At 61.4% G+C, this 14071-nt stretch carries 13 protein-coding genes; 9 read left to right on the top strand and 4 right to left on the bottom strand.

Going from position 1 to position 14071, the window contains the following annotated elements; genetic code table 11:
• Positions 1-4 precede the first annotated feature (4 nt).
• Positions 5-1414, top strand: coding sequence for an FAD-dependent oxidoreductase (locus tag VVT58_RS19270; protein ID WP_327753868.1), 1410 nt, complete (start codon positions 5-7; stop codon positions 1412-1414).
• A gap of 43 nt (positions 1415-1457) precedes the next feature.
• Positions 1458-2927 (top strand): phosphotransferase family protein, encoded by a 1470-nt coding sequence (locus VVT58_RS19265; RefSeq protein ID WP_327753867.1) that lies wholly within the window; start codon positions 1458-1460, stop codon positions 2925-2927.
• Between the two features lie 5 nt (positions 2928-2932).
• Here the strand turns inward: VVT58_RS19265 and VVT58_RS19260 are convergent, their stop codons facing one another.
• Positions 2933-3946, bottom strand: coding sequence for an alcohol dehydrogenase catalytic domain-containing protein (locus VVT58_RS19260; protein ID WP_327753866.1), 1014 nt, complete (start codon positions 3944-3946; stop codon positions 2933-2935).
• Between the two features lie 85 nt (positions 3947-4031).
• On the opposite strand from VVT58_RS19260, the gene VVT58_RS19255 reads away from it, so the two are divergent.
• The 3 genes from VVT58_RS19255 to VVT58_RS19245 all read left to right on the top strand — a co-directional run bounded on the left by VVT58_RS19255 (position 4032) and on the right by VVT58_RS19245 (position 7156).
• Entirely contained in the window at positions 4032-5120 is a 1089-nt protein-coding gene (locus VVT58_RS19255) for a phosphotransferase (protein WP_327753865.1), read from the top strand.
• A 71-nt stretch (positions 5121-5191) separates the two neighbouring features.
• A complete protein-coding gene (locus VVT58_RS19250) occupies positions 5192-6346 on the top strand; it encodes an aminoglycoside phosphotransferase family protein (RefSeq protein WP_327753864.1) in 1155 nt (384 codons plus the stop codon).
• A gap of 24 nt (positions 6347-6370) precedes the next feature.
• Positions 6371-7156 carry an SDR family NAD(P)-dependent oxidoreductase gene (locus tag VVT58_RS19245; protein WP_327753863.1) on the top strand — a complete coding sequence of 262 codons (786 nt, stop codon included), beginning with the start codon at positions 6371-6373 and terminating at the stop codon, positions 7154-7156.
• 41 nt (positions 7157-7197) lie between these two features.
• Here VVT58_RS19245 and VVT58_RS19240 read toward each other — a convergent pair whose 3' ends face one another.
• Genes VVT58_RS19240 through VVT58_RS19230 form a run of 3 tightly spaced genes read right to left on the bottom strand, consistent with a single transcriptional unit; the run spans position 7198 to position 10257 of the window.
• Positions 7198-8268, bottom strand: coding sequence for a phosphotransferase family protein (locus VVT58_RS19240; protein ID WP_327753862.1), 1071 nt, complete (start codon positions 8266-8268; stop codon positions 7198-7200).
• The gene (locus VVT58_RS19235; RefSeq protein ID WP_327753861.1) at positions 8265-9497 is read right to left on the bottom strand and encodes an acyl-CoA dehydrogenase family protein; all 1233 of its coding nucleotides are present in this window, start codon (positions 9495-9497) and stop codon (positions 8265-8267) included. Before VVT58_RS19235 ends, VVT58_RS19240 begins: the two co-directional genes overlap by 4 nt.
• Before the next feature lie 16 nt (positions 9498-9513).
• A complete protein-coding gene (locus VVT58_RS19230) occupies positions 9514-10257 on the bottom strand; it encodes a glucose 1-dehydrogenase (protein WP_327753860.1) in 744 nt (247 codons plus the stop codon).
• A 92-nt stretch (positions 10258-10349) separates the two neighbouring features.
• On the opposite strand from VVT58_RS19230, the gene VVT58_RS19225 reads away from it, so the two are divergent.
• The 4 genes from VVT58_RS19225 (at position 10350) to VVT58_RS19210 (ending at position 14049) form a co-directional block, all read left to right on the top strand.
• On the top strand, positions 10350-10829 hold the full coding sequence (locus VVT58_RS19225; protein WP_327753859.1) for a MarR family transcriptional regulator: 480 nt from the start codon (positions 10350-10352) through the stop codon (positions 10827-10829).
• Positions 10830-10934: 105 nt separating this feature from the next.
• Positions 10935-11741, top strand: a complete 807-nt coding sequence (locus tag VVT58_RS19220; protein WP_327753858.1) for an enoyl-CoA hydratase/isomerase family protein — start codon at positions 10935-10937, stop codon at positions 11739-11741.
• A 39-nt stretch (positions 11742-11780) separates the two neighbouring features.
• The gene (locus VVT58_RS19215; protein WP_327753857.1) at positions 11781-12530 is read left to right on the top strand and encodes an SDR family oxidoreductase; all 750 of its coding nucleotides are present in this window, start codon (positions 11781-11783) and stop codon (positions 12528-12530) included.
• A gap of 79 nt (positions 12531-12609) precedes the next feature.
• Positions 12610-14049, top strand: coding sequence for an aromatic ring-hydroxylating dioxygenase subunit alpha (locus VVT58_RS19210; protein ID WP_327753856.1), 1440 nt, complete (start codon positions 12610-12612; stop codon positions 14047-14049).
• Positions 14050-14071: the final 22 nt, after the last annotated feature.

Here is a 14071-nt window from a genome sequence, read left to right as displayed (position 1 = left end):
TTATATGACGATAGACTATGATATCATCGTGGTGGGCGGCGGCGGCGCTGGAATGACGGCGGCGCTGTTCGCTCAGGCCGCGGGTGCATCGGTGATAATCCTGGAAGCGGACGACAAGCTGGGCGGGGCGACCCGCCTGTCGGGCGGCGTCGTCTATGCCGCCGGGACCAGCGTGCAGAAGGCGATGGGGATCGAGGACAGCGCGCAGGCGATGTTCGATTACATCATGACGCTGAACGGCTGGCAGACACGACCCGATATTATCCGCCTGTTCGCGGAACGCAGCGCTGCCACGGTCGAATGGCTGGTCAGTCTGGGCGCGGAATATCAATGGGTGGTGAAGTCTGGCGTGGATACCGTGCCGCGCGGGCATTGCACAGTGGGCGCCGGGGACACGATCGGCCGCTTGCTGGTCAATGAAGTCGGCGCGAGAGGCATCGAAACCGCGCTCAAGACGCGGGTCGAACGGTTGTTGATGGAGGACGGTCGCGTCGTAGGCGTCCATGCATCGGGCATGGACCTGCGCGCCAGGGCGGTGATCATCACCACCGGCGGCTTTGGCAACAGCCCCGGCATGCGCGCCAAATATTTCCCTTCGGCGGCGCAGCATGGCGACATCGTCTATTCGGTGCATAGCGATGCGCCCTTCATCCTGGGCGACGGCATCAAACTGGGCGAATTGATAGGCGCCCGGATCACGGGTCAGGATACCGGACTGGTCCTGCCGTCGGCGGGACTGGTGCCCAATAGCGTGGAGGCCTTCCTTCCGCCCTGGTGCATGCTGGTCAATGACGAAGGCTGTCGCTTCATGCCGGAAAATGCGCCCTATGCCGTTTCCGGCTATCTCATCAACGAACAGACGGGCGCCCATGCCTGGGCGATCTTCGATGAAAAGACATTGGTGGAAGGCAGTGCCGACAAGCGCTTTTCCGACCCCTACCACACCGGCGAAGTGTCCCAGACCTGGGATGAGGATCTGATCCGCAAACATGTGCGGAACGGCCGGATTCGCACGGCCGGGACGCTGACCGATCTGGCCGACCGGCTGGGCATTAATCGTCTGGCGCTTGGCGCAACCGCTGCGCGTTATAATGCGGACGCCCATGCTGGCGTCGATAGCGAATGGGACAAGAAAGCCCCCAAATATTTCCCTATCGACGAAGCGCCCTTCTTCGCCGTGGAAGTACGTGCGTCGGTGATCGGCCAGACCAGCGCGGGCCTTGATATTGATGTTCATGGGCGGGTGCGCGACTGCAATGGCGTGGCGATACCGGGCCTGTTCGCGGCTGGAGAAATATTGGGCTGCGTTCAGGGCAAGCGCTATTCGGGCGGCGGCATGGGGGTCGGCAACGCGCTGACCTTCGGACGGCTGGCGGGCGAGGAAGCGGCAAAGGCCGTTCGCGCAAACGCTTGAGAATATAGGCCGGATCGCCCGGACAATAGGATGGAGAGGAAGAATGTCGATTTCGGCGCGGTTGCTGCGATCCCTGAATCAGACGGCGGCCAATATTTATGGCCCGGATGTCGCCTATGCATCCGATGAGGAGGCGATGCTCGCGTCCCTGAAGATATTGGAGGTGCGGGAGGTCCATGCCGACCATCTCTTTGGCGGTTGGCGCGATCGGCTGCTTGGCCAGTTGGCGGGGTTGGCGGAGCGGCTGAATCTGGCTGCCTCAGCGCCCGAGCTGTTCGCGCGGCTGGAAGCGGTCAGGGCCAGCCTCTCCTCCGTACCGGACGATCCGGGTCGGCGGGAGGCGTTGCAGCAGGCGGTCATGCGCGACTGGTCTCGGCTGGTGGAAGCGCTGACGTCCGACGCGCGCATTCCCGCCGGGGAGCGTGTGAAGATCGTGTTCGAAACGGCGGATGCGGAACTGACGCGCATCGATGAGCTATGCGGCGGGCTGCTGCCTGATGCGCAGCAGGAGGACACGGCCGTCACGCCCGAACGGTTGCAACGCTATCTGGTGGATCGGTTCACCGATGACAACCTGCGCGTGGTCGATTTCCGGCCGCTGCCGGGCGGCTATGGCAAGGAGACGATCCTGTTCGCGGTGGAGGGCGATGCGCTTTCCGGCGCATTTGTCATGCGGCGGGACCGGGACGAGCCGACCATGGACAATGACTGCCATCGCGTGGTGAAGGAATATCCGGTCATTCGTACCGCCTATGACCATGGCTTTCCCGCGCCCGAAGCTTTGTGGGTCGACACGGATCACAAGCTGCTGCCGGGCGGTGATTTTCTGGTGATGACGCGCGCGCCGGGGACGAGCGGCGGCAATGTTCATGGCGCGAGCGGCACGGTCGATCAGGCGCTTGTCACATTGCTCGCGGGCAGCGTCGCGCGGCTGCATCAACTGCCGCCCATGCGGGAATTGGGCGATCTCACCAATGGGATAGCAACGGATTTGTGGGATTTGCCGATTGGCGAAGTGACGCGGCGCTATATCGAGTCGATCCGTGATCTCTACCTCAGCGAAATGGCGATGCCGTCGCCTGCGGTATTGGCGCTCTACGGATGGTTGCTCGACAATGTGCCGGATGCGCCTGGCCGTCCGGTGCTGCTGCACGGCGACATCGGTTTTCACAATTTCATCGTCGATGACGGTCGGCTCAGCGCCGTGGTCGACTGGGAATTCTCCCATATCGGCGATCCAGCTGACGATGTGGGCTATGTGCGCAACACGGCTGGCGCGTCGCTGGACTGGAGCGCATTCATGGCTGCCTATTGCGCGGCGGGCGGCCCGGATCTGGATGAGGAGCGGGTGCGGTTCTTCCAGATCTGGGGGCATGTCCGCAACCTGACCGCCAGCCAGCTTACCACCAACTGTTTCGAGACGGGCCGGTTGACCGAATTGAAGCTTGGCCATGTTGGGCATTCGATGATGGCCGGCTTTCTGCGGCCGATCCGCGACATGATGGCGGGCTGAATAATTCAGTCCCGCCAGGGATCGACCATGATCTTTGCCGCATGGGAGCCGCTGCGCAGGGCTTCGAACCGTTCGGGCAGCGCGGACAGCGGGATGGTCTCACCCACCAGCGCGCGCGGTTCGACGGCTCCGGCATCCAGCGTTTGCACGCATTGCAGGAAGTCCGCATAGCCATAGGCGACGCTGAAACGCAGCGTGATGTCCTTGAACATCGCCACGGCCGGCATGATGGTGTCGGGGCGGATGCAACCGCCCAGCGTTAGCACCGTGCCGCCATTGCGGACGAGCATGATCGACTGCTGGATCGCGCCGCTTGATCCGGCGCCCTCGATCACCACGTCGGGCAAGCCGCCCAGGGCGCGGTTCAATTGATCGGGCAGGTCGTCGCCCACGGTCAGAAACGCATCCGCACCCATAGCCGCGGCCAGGCCTTCATTGCGGCGCGTGCGGGCGATCATGGCGATTGGTCCCGCGCCCAGCCGCCTTGCCCAATAAGCGGCGGATGCCCCGATCGCACCCGCCCCCAATATGGCGACGCGCAGGTCGGCGCCAAGGCCGGGAAGACGCCGTACGCCGCGCAGGGCGGACGCCAGGGGTTCCACCAGCGCGCCATCCTCGAAGCTGAGCGCATCGGGCAATCGGATAGCTTTCCGGGTGTCAATCAACGTATATTCGCCATAGCCGCCCGCGAGTGATTCCAGCGCAACGCAATGGAGCGGGATGTCGGCCAGGCAGGCCGCGCATTCGCCGCATCCGGCCATGGGCAGGGCCGTTACCCGGTCACCGACCTTCACTTCGCTCACGCCGGGGCCGATTTCGACGACTTCACCCGCATATTCATGGCCTAGCGCCGTGCCGCAAGGCACGTCGAAGGCGCTGCCGCTGGTCATGTGCAGATCCGACCCGCAGATGCCGCACCGATGCACCCGGATGAGCGCCCGATGGGGTCCGGGCTGCGGGATGGGGCGGTCCTTGATTGACAGGGGCAGGCCCGCGCCGACAAAAATTGCGCTTTTCATCCTTTCCCGAATCCTCTTGCCGTCATAAAGTATGGTAACGTACAATATGCTACGCTGCCTATAGGCGGCTGACAAGGAGAGAAGCGTGTCCGAAGCTCATCGCGTACCCCTCAGCTATGCGGATGTGAATGCCGCTTGGGTCACGTCGGCCTTGCGCGATGCCTGGCCCGATGTGACCGTGTCGCGCGTCGAGCGTGGCCCAGTCTTCGGCTATAAGCAGAACAAGTTTCGCATAAGCGTCGATTATGCCAAGGGTGGGGACAGCAGGCCGCGCACCTTCATCGTCAAGGGCAACTTCCCAGGCGAGAATGATCCCTCGACAGGATCGGCCTGGGCCATGGCCAATGAATTGCGGTCGATCCGCGATGTGGCGCCGCTGGTCGCCGCGCCCGCAGGCCCGCAATGGCATCATATCGCGGTGACGGAGGAGGCCTCCGCCATCATCATGGAGGATCTGACGCCCACGGGCGCCACCTTCTTCCATGCGTTTCACACGCTGAATCTGGGACAGGCGATGGCGTTTATGGATGCCTTTGCGCGGATGCATGCCAGCGCATGGGACAGTCCCATCTTTGCGCCCGGCGGCGCGATGGGGCCGGGTACGTTGGCCCATGAAAATCGGCGGCTGGTCAATGATGTCTATTTCCCGACCTTCTTCACGCCGGAAAACTGGCGATCCTATGTCGAACTGCCGCGCGGCAGGGCTTTGCCAAGCCGTTTTCAGGATCTCGACCGGGCAAAGGATGCGTGGGACCGGATGTGGGCGCTGATGCCGCAAAGCGCCATGGTCGTGATCCATGGCGACGAACATCTGGGCAATCTCTATGTCACCGGGAAAGGCGAGCCGGGCCTGATCGATTGGGTGGCCCGGCCCGAACATTGGCCGATCGGCCTGTCCTATTTCATGCTCTGCGCGCTCGATATTGCGGATCGGCGCAATTGGGAGCGGGCTTTGCTGTCCCACTATCTCACGCGGCTGCGTCATTATGGCGCGAATGGCGTTCCCGCCTTCGAGGAAGCCTGGTTCTTCTATCGTTGTGCCGCTTTCTATCCTGTGATGACCTGGCTCAACAACAGCGCCGTCTGGCAGCCGGAAGCGATCAACACCGCCAATGCCGTGCGCGCGGCGACGGCGGCGTTGGACCATGATTCCTACGGTCTGCTGGGCCTCTAGCATCCAGATGGCGCTTGCTCCATCTGATATGCTTAGATATGATATGCCATATTACCAAAAGAGAGGATCATATGGGCGCGTCCATCGAAGCCATTAGAACCGCCTTTGAAGCGGAGAGGGATCATGACCGGCCAGTGACCGTTGCCCATGAAGTGCCGACATCCTACAAGGCCATCACGGGCGAATGGCTGACGGCCGTGTTGTGCAAGGACGTGCCGGGGGGCACAGTTACGGATTTCCGTTTCGATGAACGCGATGACGGGTCGTCCAATCGCCGCCGCATCTTCCTGAGCTATAATGACGCGGCGCAGGCGGCGGGTATGCCGGCGACGGTGTTCTGCAAGGCGGCCGAGACGCTGGAAAACCGGATCGTGCTGGGCGTGTCCGACACGGCGCAGGCGGAAGCGGACTTCTACAATCTCGTCCGGCCGCGCATAAATTTCGAAGCGCCCAATCCGCGCTTCGCTCGCTTCGATCCGAGCAGCTACGCTTATTTCATCATGATGGATGATATGGCGGGCAAGGTGCATTTCCCCGATGAGCGGACCACCCTGACGCGCCAGCAGGCAGAGGGGTTGGTGACGACATTGTCGAACCTGCATTCGCGCTTTTACGACAGCCCGGAACTGGGAACGGAGACGCTGCCGTTCAAGCATTGGCCACGCTGGTGGCGCGACATGATGACCGGCGCGCCGGACTTTCCCGATTGCTGCGACAAGGGGTTCGAGGCAGCATCCTCGGTCCTGCCGGACGGGCTGCTGCGCCGCCGGAGCGAGATTTGGGAAGCGACGGAAAAGTCCGTTGCGCGCCATCTGGAGCTGCCCCGGACGCTGATCCATAGCGACGTGCATTTCAAGAACTGGTACATCACGCCGGACGACCGCATGGGCCTGGCGGACTGGCAATTGACCACCATCGGTCATTGGAGCCGTGACTTCATCTTCTCCACCATGACCGCGCTGACCGTCGAGCAGCGCCGGGAGTGGCTGGAGGATCTGCTGCGCCTCTATTTGGACCTCATGGCGGCGAAGGGCGTGCCGGTCATCAGCTTCGATGAAGCATTGCGCAATATCCGTCAGCAGATGTTCACGGCCTTCGCTTTCTGGACCATCACCATGCGGCCGACCGAAGACATGCCGGCCATGCAGCCCGAGCATACGACGTTCGAATTCCTGCGGCGGATGGGTGCCGCGATCGACGACTATGGCGCGCTCGACGCCTTTTAAATCGAACTTAAGGAGAGTGGGAAAATGGCGGGAAAATTGACCGGCCGCATTGCGGTGGTGACGGGTGGCTCACGCGGGCAGGGCGAAGCGACGGCGCGTCTGTTCGCTTCCGAAGGTGCTCGGGTTGTTATTGCCGACATGCTGGAGAAGGAAGGGCAGGCGGTCGCGGATAGTCTTGGCGAGGCCGGTATGTTCGCGAAGCTGGACGTTTCGGACGAGGATCAATGGTCGGCACTGGATGCGGCCGTGAAGGCGCGGTGGGGCGAGGCTGCGGACATATTGGTGAATAATGCCGGCGTCGTGCATCCCGCTTCGATCCTTGACCTCACCAAGGCGGATTTCGAACGGGTGTTGCGGATCAACCTGATCGGCGCGTGGCTGGGCATCAAGGCGCTGGCTCCGGGTATGATCGCCAAGGGCAAGGGCTCGATCGTCAATATCGTGTCGTCGTCCGGTCTTTGGGGAATGAACGGCCTTGCCGCCTATTCGTCTAGCAAATGGGCGCTGCGTGGTATCACGAAGACGGCGGCCATGGAATTGGGGCCTAAGGGCGTGCGGGTGAACGCGGTCTTCCCCGGCGGGATCAACACGTCCATGGGCAATGTCACCAATGAAGAAGTGTCGGAACTGGCGAAATATTATGTCGGCCAGCCGATCCAGCGCATTGGCGAACCCGAAGAGGTTGCGCGCACCAGCCTGTTCCTGGCGAGCGATGACGCCTCCTATATCTGCGGCGCAGAGCTTGCCGTCGACGGCGGCATGACGGTGGGCGTGTACACGCCGTTCCTTCCGGGCGCTCCGGGCGCTTGACGATTGGGGGGCGATTCTTGCGAGGATCGCCCCCGCACTTTTCAATGGATCAGCGTTTCGAGTGAGCGCCGCGCCATGGCGGCGATGCGGATGACGCGGTCCTGACTATGCACCATCACCCGGGAAGAGGCACTGCCGTCCTGGGCGCGCTTCAAAATGCCCTGCACCATCGCGGCATAACGGAACTGCGCATAGGCGAGATACCAGCCCATGTCTGGAACAGCGATCCTGCGTCGAGCGCAGTAACGCTGCACATAGTCGTCCATGGCAGGAATGCCCAGCGACGGCAGATCAAGGCCGACAAGGCTTGTCGCGGCCAGTCCCGAATCCGGCAGATCCCACCAGGCCCGCAGGTGGTGGGCAAGATCGACCAGTGGATCTCCGACCGTCGCCATTTCCCAGTCCAGCACGGCAACGACCCGCGGTTCGACGGGATGGATGATGAGGTTGTAGAGGCCGTAGTCGCCGTGAATGAAACGCTCTCCTGCGCCTTGCGGGATGTGCCGGGACAGCATCTCCATCAGCCAGCGCATGTCGGCAATGGGGGCGATTTCCGCTTCGGCATAGAGGGTCGACCATTGCCTGAGATTGCGCGCTGCATATCCGCCCTCCCGCGCAAGATCGCCAAGACCGATCGCTGCTGGATCAAGATCGTGCAGACGGGCGAGAATGCGGTTCATATCGTCGTAGATCGCGGCACGATCGGCAGGCGGCACGCCCTGCATGTCGGCTTCCCAGAATATGCGGCCGGGAACATGGTCGACAATATAGAATTCCGAACCGATGACCTCCCTATCATCGCAATAAAGCCGCGGCGTCGGCACCGGGATGTCGGAGGTCGCGAGGCCTGAGAGGATGCGATATTCCCGGTCGATGCGATGCGCCGAGGCGACGAGCTTTCCGGGCGGCTTGCGCCGCAGCACATAGGAACCGGCAGGCCCGGTCAACCTGTAGGTCGGATTGGATTGCCCGCCCTTGAACTTGGTTGCGCTAAGATTGCCGCCCATCCCCGACAGGCGTGGGCCGAGCCATAGGGCGAGCTTGTCCAGGTCCAACTGGAGATGCGCGGGTGGCGCTTCCTCGCCGCCGAACTGCTCCTGCCGGCTGGTCATGCCTTTTGCTCCGGGGTGCGGGCGGGGCGATATTTGTCCAGCTCCATCCGGGCGATGACCCGATTATGCACCTCATCCGGGCCATCGCCCATGCGCAGCATCTGCATACGGGCATAGGAGAAACCGAGGCCGAAATCATCGCACAGACCCGCCGCGCCATGCGCCTGTACCGCCAGTTCGACGACCATCCGGCCGATGCGGGTCGCCGCGACCTTGATCTGGGAGATTTCGCTGCGTGCAACCTTGTTGCCGACCGTGTCCATCAGATGCGCCGCCCTTTGGGTGAGAAGGCGGGCCATGTTGATCTGTATCCGCGCTTCGGCAATGCGTTCCTGCCAGATGGATTGCTGGGCGAGCGGCTTGCCGAAGGCGACACGGTCCAGCAGCCGACGGCATGTCTGCTCCAACAGTCTTTCGCACTGGCCGATGATGCGCATGCAATGATGGATGCGTCCCGGACCCAGCCGCCCCTGCGAGATTTCGAACCCGCGTCCTTCGCCCAGGATCAGATTTTCGGCGGGAACCCGTACATTGTCGAAGATGATTTCAGCATGGCCCTTGGGCTGGTCGGCATAGCCAAGGACGGACAGATGCCTGACGAGGGTGATGCCCGGCGTGTCGGCGGGGACCAGTATCTGCGACTGTTGCAGATGGGATGGCGCGTCGGGATTGGTTTTGCCCATCACGATGTAAATGCGGCACAAGGGATGATAGGCGTTGGTGATCCACCATTTCCGGCCGTTGATGATATAATGGTCGCCGTCGCGTTCGATCCGGGTCTGTACATTGGTGGCGTCGGACGAGGCGACATCGGGTTCGGTCATGCAGTAAGAAGAACGCATGCTTCCCTCCAGCAGCGGCTTCAGCCATTTTTGCTTCTGCGTGTGGGAACCGTAGCGGTCGAGAACTTCCATATTGCCAGTGTCGGGCGCCGAACAGTTGAAGACTTCCGACGCATAATGAACCCGCCCCATAATCTCCGCGATGGGTGCATAGTCGAGATTGGTAAGGCCTGCGCCATGGTCCGAATCCGGCAGGAAGAGATTCCACAATCCAGCCTGCCGCGCCTTTGCCTTCAGTTCCTCTAGTATCGGAGGGAGAGTGAACAGCGTTTCGCCCTCCTGCAACTGGCGTTCGTAAAGCGCTTCATTGGGATAGATATGGTCATCCATGAAGGCCTGGACCCGGAGGGCCATGGTCCGGGATTTTTCGCTCTGATCGGGTATCATGCAGCTTTCTCCGCTGTCAGGGGCGCCCGCCATCAACGCGGATCAATGTGCCGGTAGTGAAGCGGCTATGGTCGCTGGCGAGGTACAGGATGGTGGTGACGATTTCTTCCGGCTCGCCGAAACGCTTGAGTATGGCCGGAGTCGAAGCCTCCTTGTCGGCGGGCCAATGCTGCGCGACATCGGTTCGAAATGATCCCGGAAGGACGGCGTTGACGCGCACGGTCGGCGCAAATTCCTGTGCATGGGCGATCGTCATGGCGTTCAGGGCCGCCTTGGCGCCCGCATAGGGAATGATTTCCGGCGTAGGCCGGACTGCGCCGATGCTGCCGATATTGATGATGCAGCCGCCGCCCATGCCGGTCATCCGGGTTCCGACCAGCGCGCTCATCCGGAAAGGCCCCTTGAAATTGAGGGCGAGTACGGCGTCCAACAGCTTTTCGGAGGTTTCAACCGAGGACGGTGCGGCGGGAGACATGCCCGCATTGTTCACCAATATGTCGATGCGGCCGAAATGGGCATAGGCGCGGTCCACGACTGCCTCGATCTCCTCCCATCGGCCCATATGGCCTGAAAGAGCCAGCGCCTTCCTGCCTTTTGCTTCGACCTCGCGCGCGACGGCTTCGCAATTGCCGAGATTCCGGCTGACGATGATCACATCGGCGCCATGATCCGCAAGGCCGATGGCAATCGCCCTGCCAAGACCGCGGCTGCCGCCCGTCACAAGCGCAACCTTGCCGCTCAGGTCGAACAGGTTCGACATTGGTTCCTCCGATGATGGTATGTTGGCATTTAATACGGTACATTATTAAATGTCAAATCCGTTGAGTCGATCTCATGCTGAAAAGAGGTTGTATGTTCGCCCTGCCTGCCGACCGATCCCCCTATCCGATGCGGCCCAGCCTTAGTGCGCTGATCCACGACGTCGCGCGCCTGCGGCGCAAGCTGCTGGATGAGGCGCTGCGGCCGACCGGCCTGACGCGTGCGCAGCGCTGGATGCTCATTCAATTGTCACAGTTCGGAGAGGAGGGGGTGAGCCAGACGGAACTGGCGCGGGCGATGCAGGCTGGCGTGGTGTCGCTTGGCGAGAAGCTCAGCCTGCTGGAAGCGCAGGGCTATGTGATACGTGTCCGCAGTGCTACGGATCGGCGCCAGAATAAAGTGCGCCTGACTGACGAGGGCTATAACGCGCTGCATCATTCGACGGCGCTGACGCAGGCTTTCAACCGCCAGGCAATGAGGGGTGCGACGGACCATGAATTGGCTGTAGCGCAAGCCGTGCTGGCCGAAATCCGCGCGAACCTACTTGCCATGGATCAGGATGCGACCAAATAATGTGCTAACATACGATATTGACTCGCGCCCGGCATTTGCTAGGCTGCGTGGCGAAACGAAGCGCATGGCGGGATGAAAAAGCCGGCGCCGGCAGGAGAGCAACGCATGGCTGGCAATGTATCACTCGCATGGGATCGTGAAGGGGTGGCTCTTGTCACCGTGGGGGACGGCGAGGCGTCGAATCATGTGACGACCTGCGCCACCGTTTCCGCGCTGGCGGACGTTCTGGATCAGGCGGTCGAAGAGGGTGCTCGCATCATTGTGCTGGCCTCTTCGGTTGATGGCCACTGGCTCGAACATGCCTCGCTTGACGACCTTGTCAAGCTGATGGCCGGTCAGCCGGCGAGTGGCGATCCGATGGGATGGTTTCGCAGCCTCCAGGCGCTCAATCGCGGCAAGGCGGTTACCATCGCGGCGATCAACGGCGATACGTCGGGCGGGGGATGCGAGTTGGGCTGGGCCTGCGATCTGCGCGTGGCAGAGGAGCAGGCGCGCTTCAGCCAGCCCGAAGTCATTATCGGCGCGGGAACGGGCATTGGCGGCACCTCTCGATTGATGCGGCTGATCGGCCGCACGATGACGGCAGAGGTCGTGCTGACGGGACGGCCTCTGACTGCGCGGCGTCTTTATGAGCTTGGCGGCGTCAACCGGGTCGTGCCGAAGGGCAGGGCGGTCGAGGAAGCGCTGGCTATGGCGCGAGAGATCGCTGCACTGCCGCCGCAATCGGTCGCGGGAATGAAGAAGATGCTGGGGGAAGCCGAGGATCTCAACCAGACTGACGGCATCGCCAACGATCAGGCGATCAGCCAGACGCTGTTCGCGCATCCCGATAGCCTGGCTAACATGAAGACCATCCAGGCCCGCTTCGACGCGGGAGATAGCATGGGTGACGTCTACTGGCCGGCGGCCTGAGGGTCTTCAATCATTACGCTTTGAATGCGGAGAGATATCATGGATCTGGAACTGACGGGCAAGAAGGTCATCATCGGCGGCGCGACGCGGGGCATCAGCCGCGCCACGGCAAAGCTGTTCGCTGCCGAAGGAGCGAAACTGGGTCTGTTTTCACGCAATGGCGACGCGCTCGACGATCTGAAGGAAGAGCTGGGCGGCAAGGTCGTCACGCGCGAATTCGTCTGGGAAAACCGCGACGATTACAAGGCCATGCTGTCGAGCCTGGCCGAAGAACTGGGCGGCTGCGATATTTTCATTCATTCGATCAGTTCATCCGGCGCGCAGGGTTCGCAGGATTGGGACGCCAGCTATCAGCTCGACATGCTGGGCGCGGTCGATGCCTGTGAGACATTGGAGCCGCATCTTGAAAAATCCGGCACCGGCTCTGTCATCCTGATGTCGAGCACGGCCGCATTCGAGACATTCCTGGTTCCGCAGGCTTTCAACGCGATCAAGGCCGCGGTCATCACTTATGGCAAGCAGTTGAGCCAGGCCTGGGCGGCCAAGAACATTCGGGTCAATATGGTTTCCCCCGGCCCGGTCAGCTATTCCGGCGGCAATTGGGAAGGGGTCAAGGCGTTGATGCCCGATCTTTACACCGGCATTGTCGGCCAGATTCCGGCTGGGCGCATGGGGACACCGGAAGAGGTGGCCAAATCGATAGTGTTCCTCGCCAGCCCCGCGGCGTCCTACGTCACCGGCGCGAATCTTGTCATCGATGGCGGCTTCACCAAGCGCGTCCAGTTCTGATCGAGCTGCTTATTTTGCCGCGATTTCCTGAGCGGCGATCAAATCGGATCGCCTGGTAATCGTTATAGAGGAAAGCGATATGGCGACGCCCACCCGCTATGCTGAAATCCGGTTCAACGACCGGCCCATCAAGGATCAGTTGGCTGACCCCGAAACCTTCACGCTCGAACCGGGCGCGAAGACGGCGGACTATGAAGCCAGGTCGTCCTATCGCCTTGACGAGCTCTATCCCAATATTGCCGATTATCGGGCCGTATCCACGCGCCGCTTCATCGATGCCGCCGACAAGGCGATCGAGGAAGAGAAGATGTGGAGCAAGGTGTGGCTGCTCGCCGGTGTCGCCAGCGATATCGCCACGCCGGGCGATTGGTTCCGTTTCGATATCGGGACGCAATCGATCATCGTCGTGCGGTCCAAGGAAGACGAAATCAACGCCTTCTACAATGCCTGCAAGCATCGCGGTAATGAGCTGGTGCAGGACGATTTTGGCCATGGCGCTTCCTCCTTCACCTGCATCGTGCATAGTTGGCGGTTCAGTCTGAAGGGCAAGAATGTGCGCGTCACCGATCGCGACACCTTCCAGCCAGAGGCGCTGTGCCATAATCTCGACCTGACGCCGGTTCATGTGAAGGTCTTTGCCGGTCTCGTCTTCGTCAGCATGGCCGAAGATCCCATGCCGTTCGAGGAATATTATGGCGAACTTCTGCCCATGCTGGCTTCCTACCGCATGGAGGATATGTTCGTCGTCAAACATCTGACGATCGACGTGCCGGCCAATTGGAAAACCATGTATTCGGTTTTCAACGAAACCTATCACGCGCACGCGACCCATCCCCAGATCAAGCCCTATGTGGATGATCATTTCGTCCAATATGATTTCTATCCCAATGGCCATAATCGAAACCTGTTCGCGGTTGGAACGGTGAGCCCGCGCTGGCCCGATGGGCGCTTCGTCAATGTCGGTCTGGCCTATTTCCTTCAGGAGGCGGGTGTTCGTCCGGCCGGTTTCAAGGGCGATGCCCGTCATGTCCGGCGCGCCTTGCAGGATGCCAAGCGGCATGAATCCAATCCATTTGGTCTCGATTATTCCGAATTCACCGACAATCAGCTCACCGACGACTGGAACCCGTCGCTCTTCCCCAACGTGACGCTGAACATGCATCCCGAGGGCGTATTGATGCAGCGTTTCCGGCCGCATCCCACCGACCCGGAGCGTGGCTATCAGGATGTGTTCGTGCTTTCGGCAAAACTGGCAGAGGGGAGGCGTCCTCCGGCCTATATGGGGGTCGAGGACGATGTCGATGTTTCGGGCAAGGTGCGCCCGGCCATTCGCCGGACCACCCATGACAATCCGCAGGGCGGTGAAGTCGTGGAGCAGGACATCGCCAATATGATCACGCTTCAACGTGGCATGCATTCGCACGGTCTCAATGAGAGGATCGTCTATTCCGAGCAGGAGCGCCGCATCCAGCAGTTTCTCGCTGAACTGGACCTCTACCTTGAGGGGCGAAAGGGTTAGCATTGCTTTTGCGGCGGAATAG

This window comes from Sphingobium sp. SJ10-10, from assembly GCF_036038995.2.
GTDB lineage: Bacteria > Pseudomonadota > Alphaproteobacteria > Sphingomonadales > Sphingomonadaceae > Sphingobium.
This window is presented reverse-complemented; position numbering and strand designations above follow the sequence as displayed.

What these genes read in the sequence shown, in the direction of transcription:
- VVT58_RS19270 (WP_327753868.1), top strand. Translation starts at nt 5, where the DNA reads ATGACGATAGACTATGATATCATCGTGGTGGGCGGCGGCGGCGCTGGA.
- VVT58_RS19240 (WP_327753862.1), bottom strand. Translation starts at nt 8,268, where the DNA reads ATGACCAGCCGGCAGGAGCAGTTCGGCGGCGAGGAAGCGCCACCCGCG.
- VVT58_RS19215 (WP_327753857.1), top strand. Translation starts at nt 11,781, where the DNA reads ATGGATCTGGAACTGACGGGCAAGAAGGTCATCATCGGCGGCGCGACG.
- VVT58_RS19210 (WP_327753856.1), top strand. Translation starts at nt 12,610, where the DNA reads ATGGCGACGCCCACCCGCTATGCTGAAATCCGGTTCAACGACCGGCCC.
- VVT58_RS19245 (WP_327753863.1), top strand. Translation starts at nt 6,371, where the DNA reads ATGGCGGGAAAATTGACCGGCCGCATTGCGGTGGTGACGGGTGGCTCA.
- VVT58_RS19220 (WP_327753858.1), top strand. Translation starts at nt 10,935, where the DNA reads ATGGCTGGCAATGTATCACTCGCATGGGATCGTGAAGGGGTGGCTCTT.
- VVT58_RS19225 (WP_327753859.1), top strand. Translation starts at nt 10,350, where the DNA reads ATGTTCGCCCTGCCTGCCGACCGATCCCCCTATCCGATGCGGCCCAGC.
- VVT58_RS19265 (WP_327753867.1), top strand. Translation starts at nt 1,458, where the DNA reads ATGTCGATTTCGGCGCGGTTGCTGCGATCCCTGAATCAGACGGCGGCC.
- VVT58_RS19235 (WP_327753861.1), bottom strand. Translation starts at nt 9,497, where the DNA reads ATGATACCCGATCAGAGCGAAAAATCCCGGACCATGGCCCTCCGGGTC.
- VVT58_RS19250 (WP_327753864.1), top strand. Translation starts at nt 5,192, where the DNA reads ATGGGCGCGTCCATCGAAGCCATTAGAACCGCCTTTGAAGCGGAGAGG.
- VVT58_RS19230 (WP_327753860.1), bottom strand. Translation starts at nt 10,257, where the DNA reads ATGTCGAACCTGTTCGACCTGAGCGGCAAGGTTGCGCTTGTGACGGGC.
- VVT58_RS19260 (WP_327753866.1), bottom strand. Translation starts at nt 3,946, where the DNA reads ATGAAAAGCGCAATTTTTGTCGGCGCGGGCCTGCCCCTGTCAATCAAG.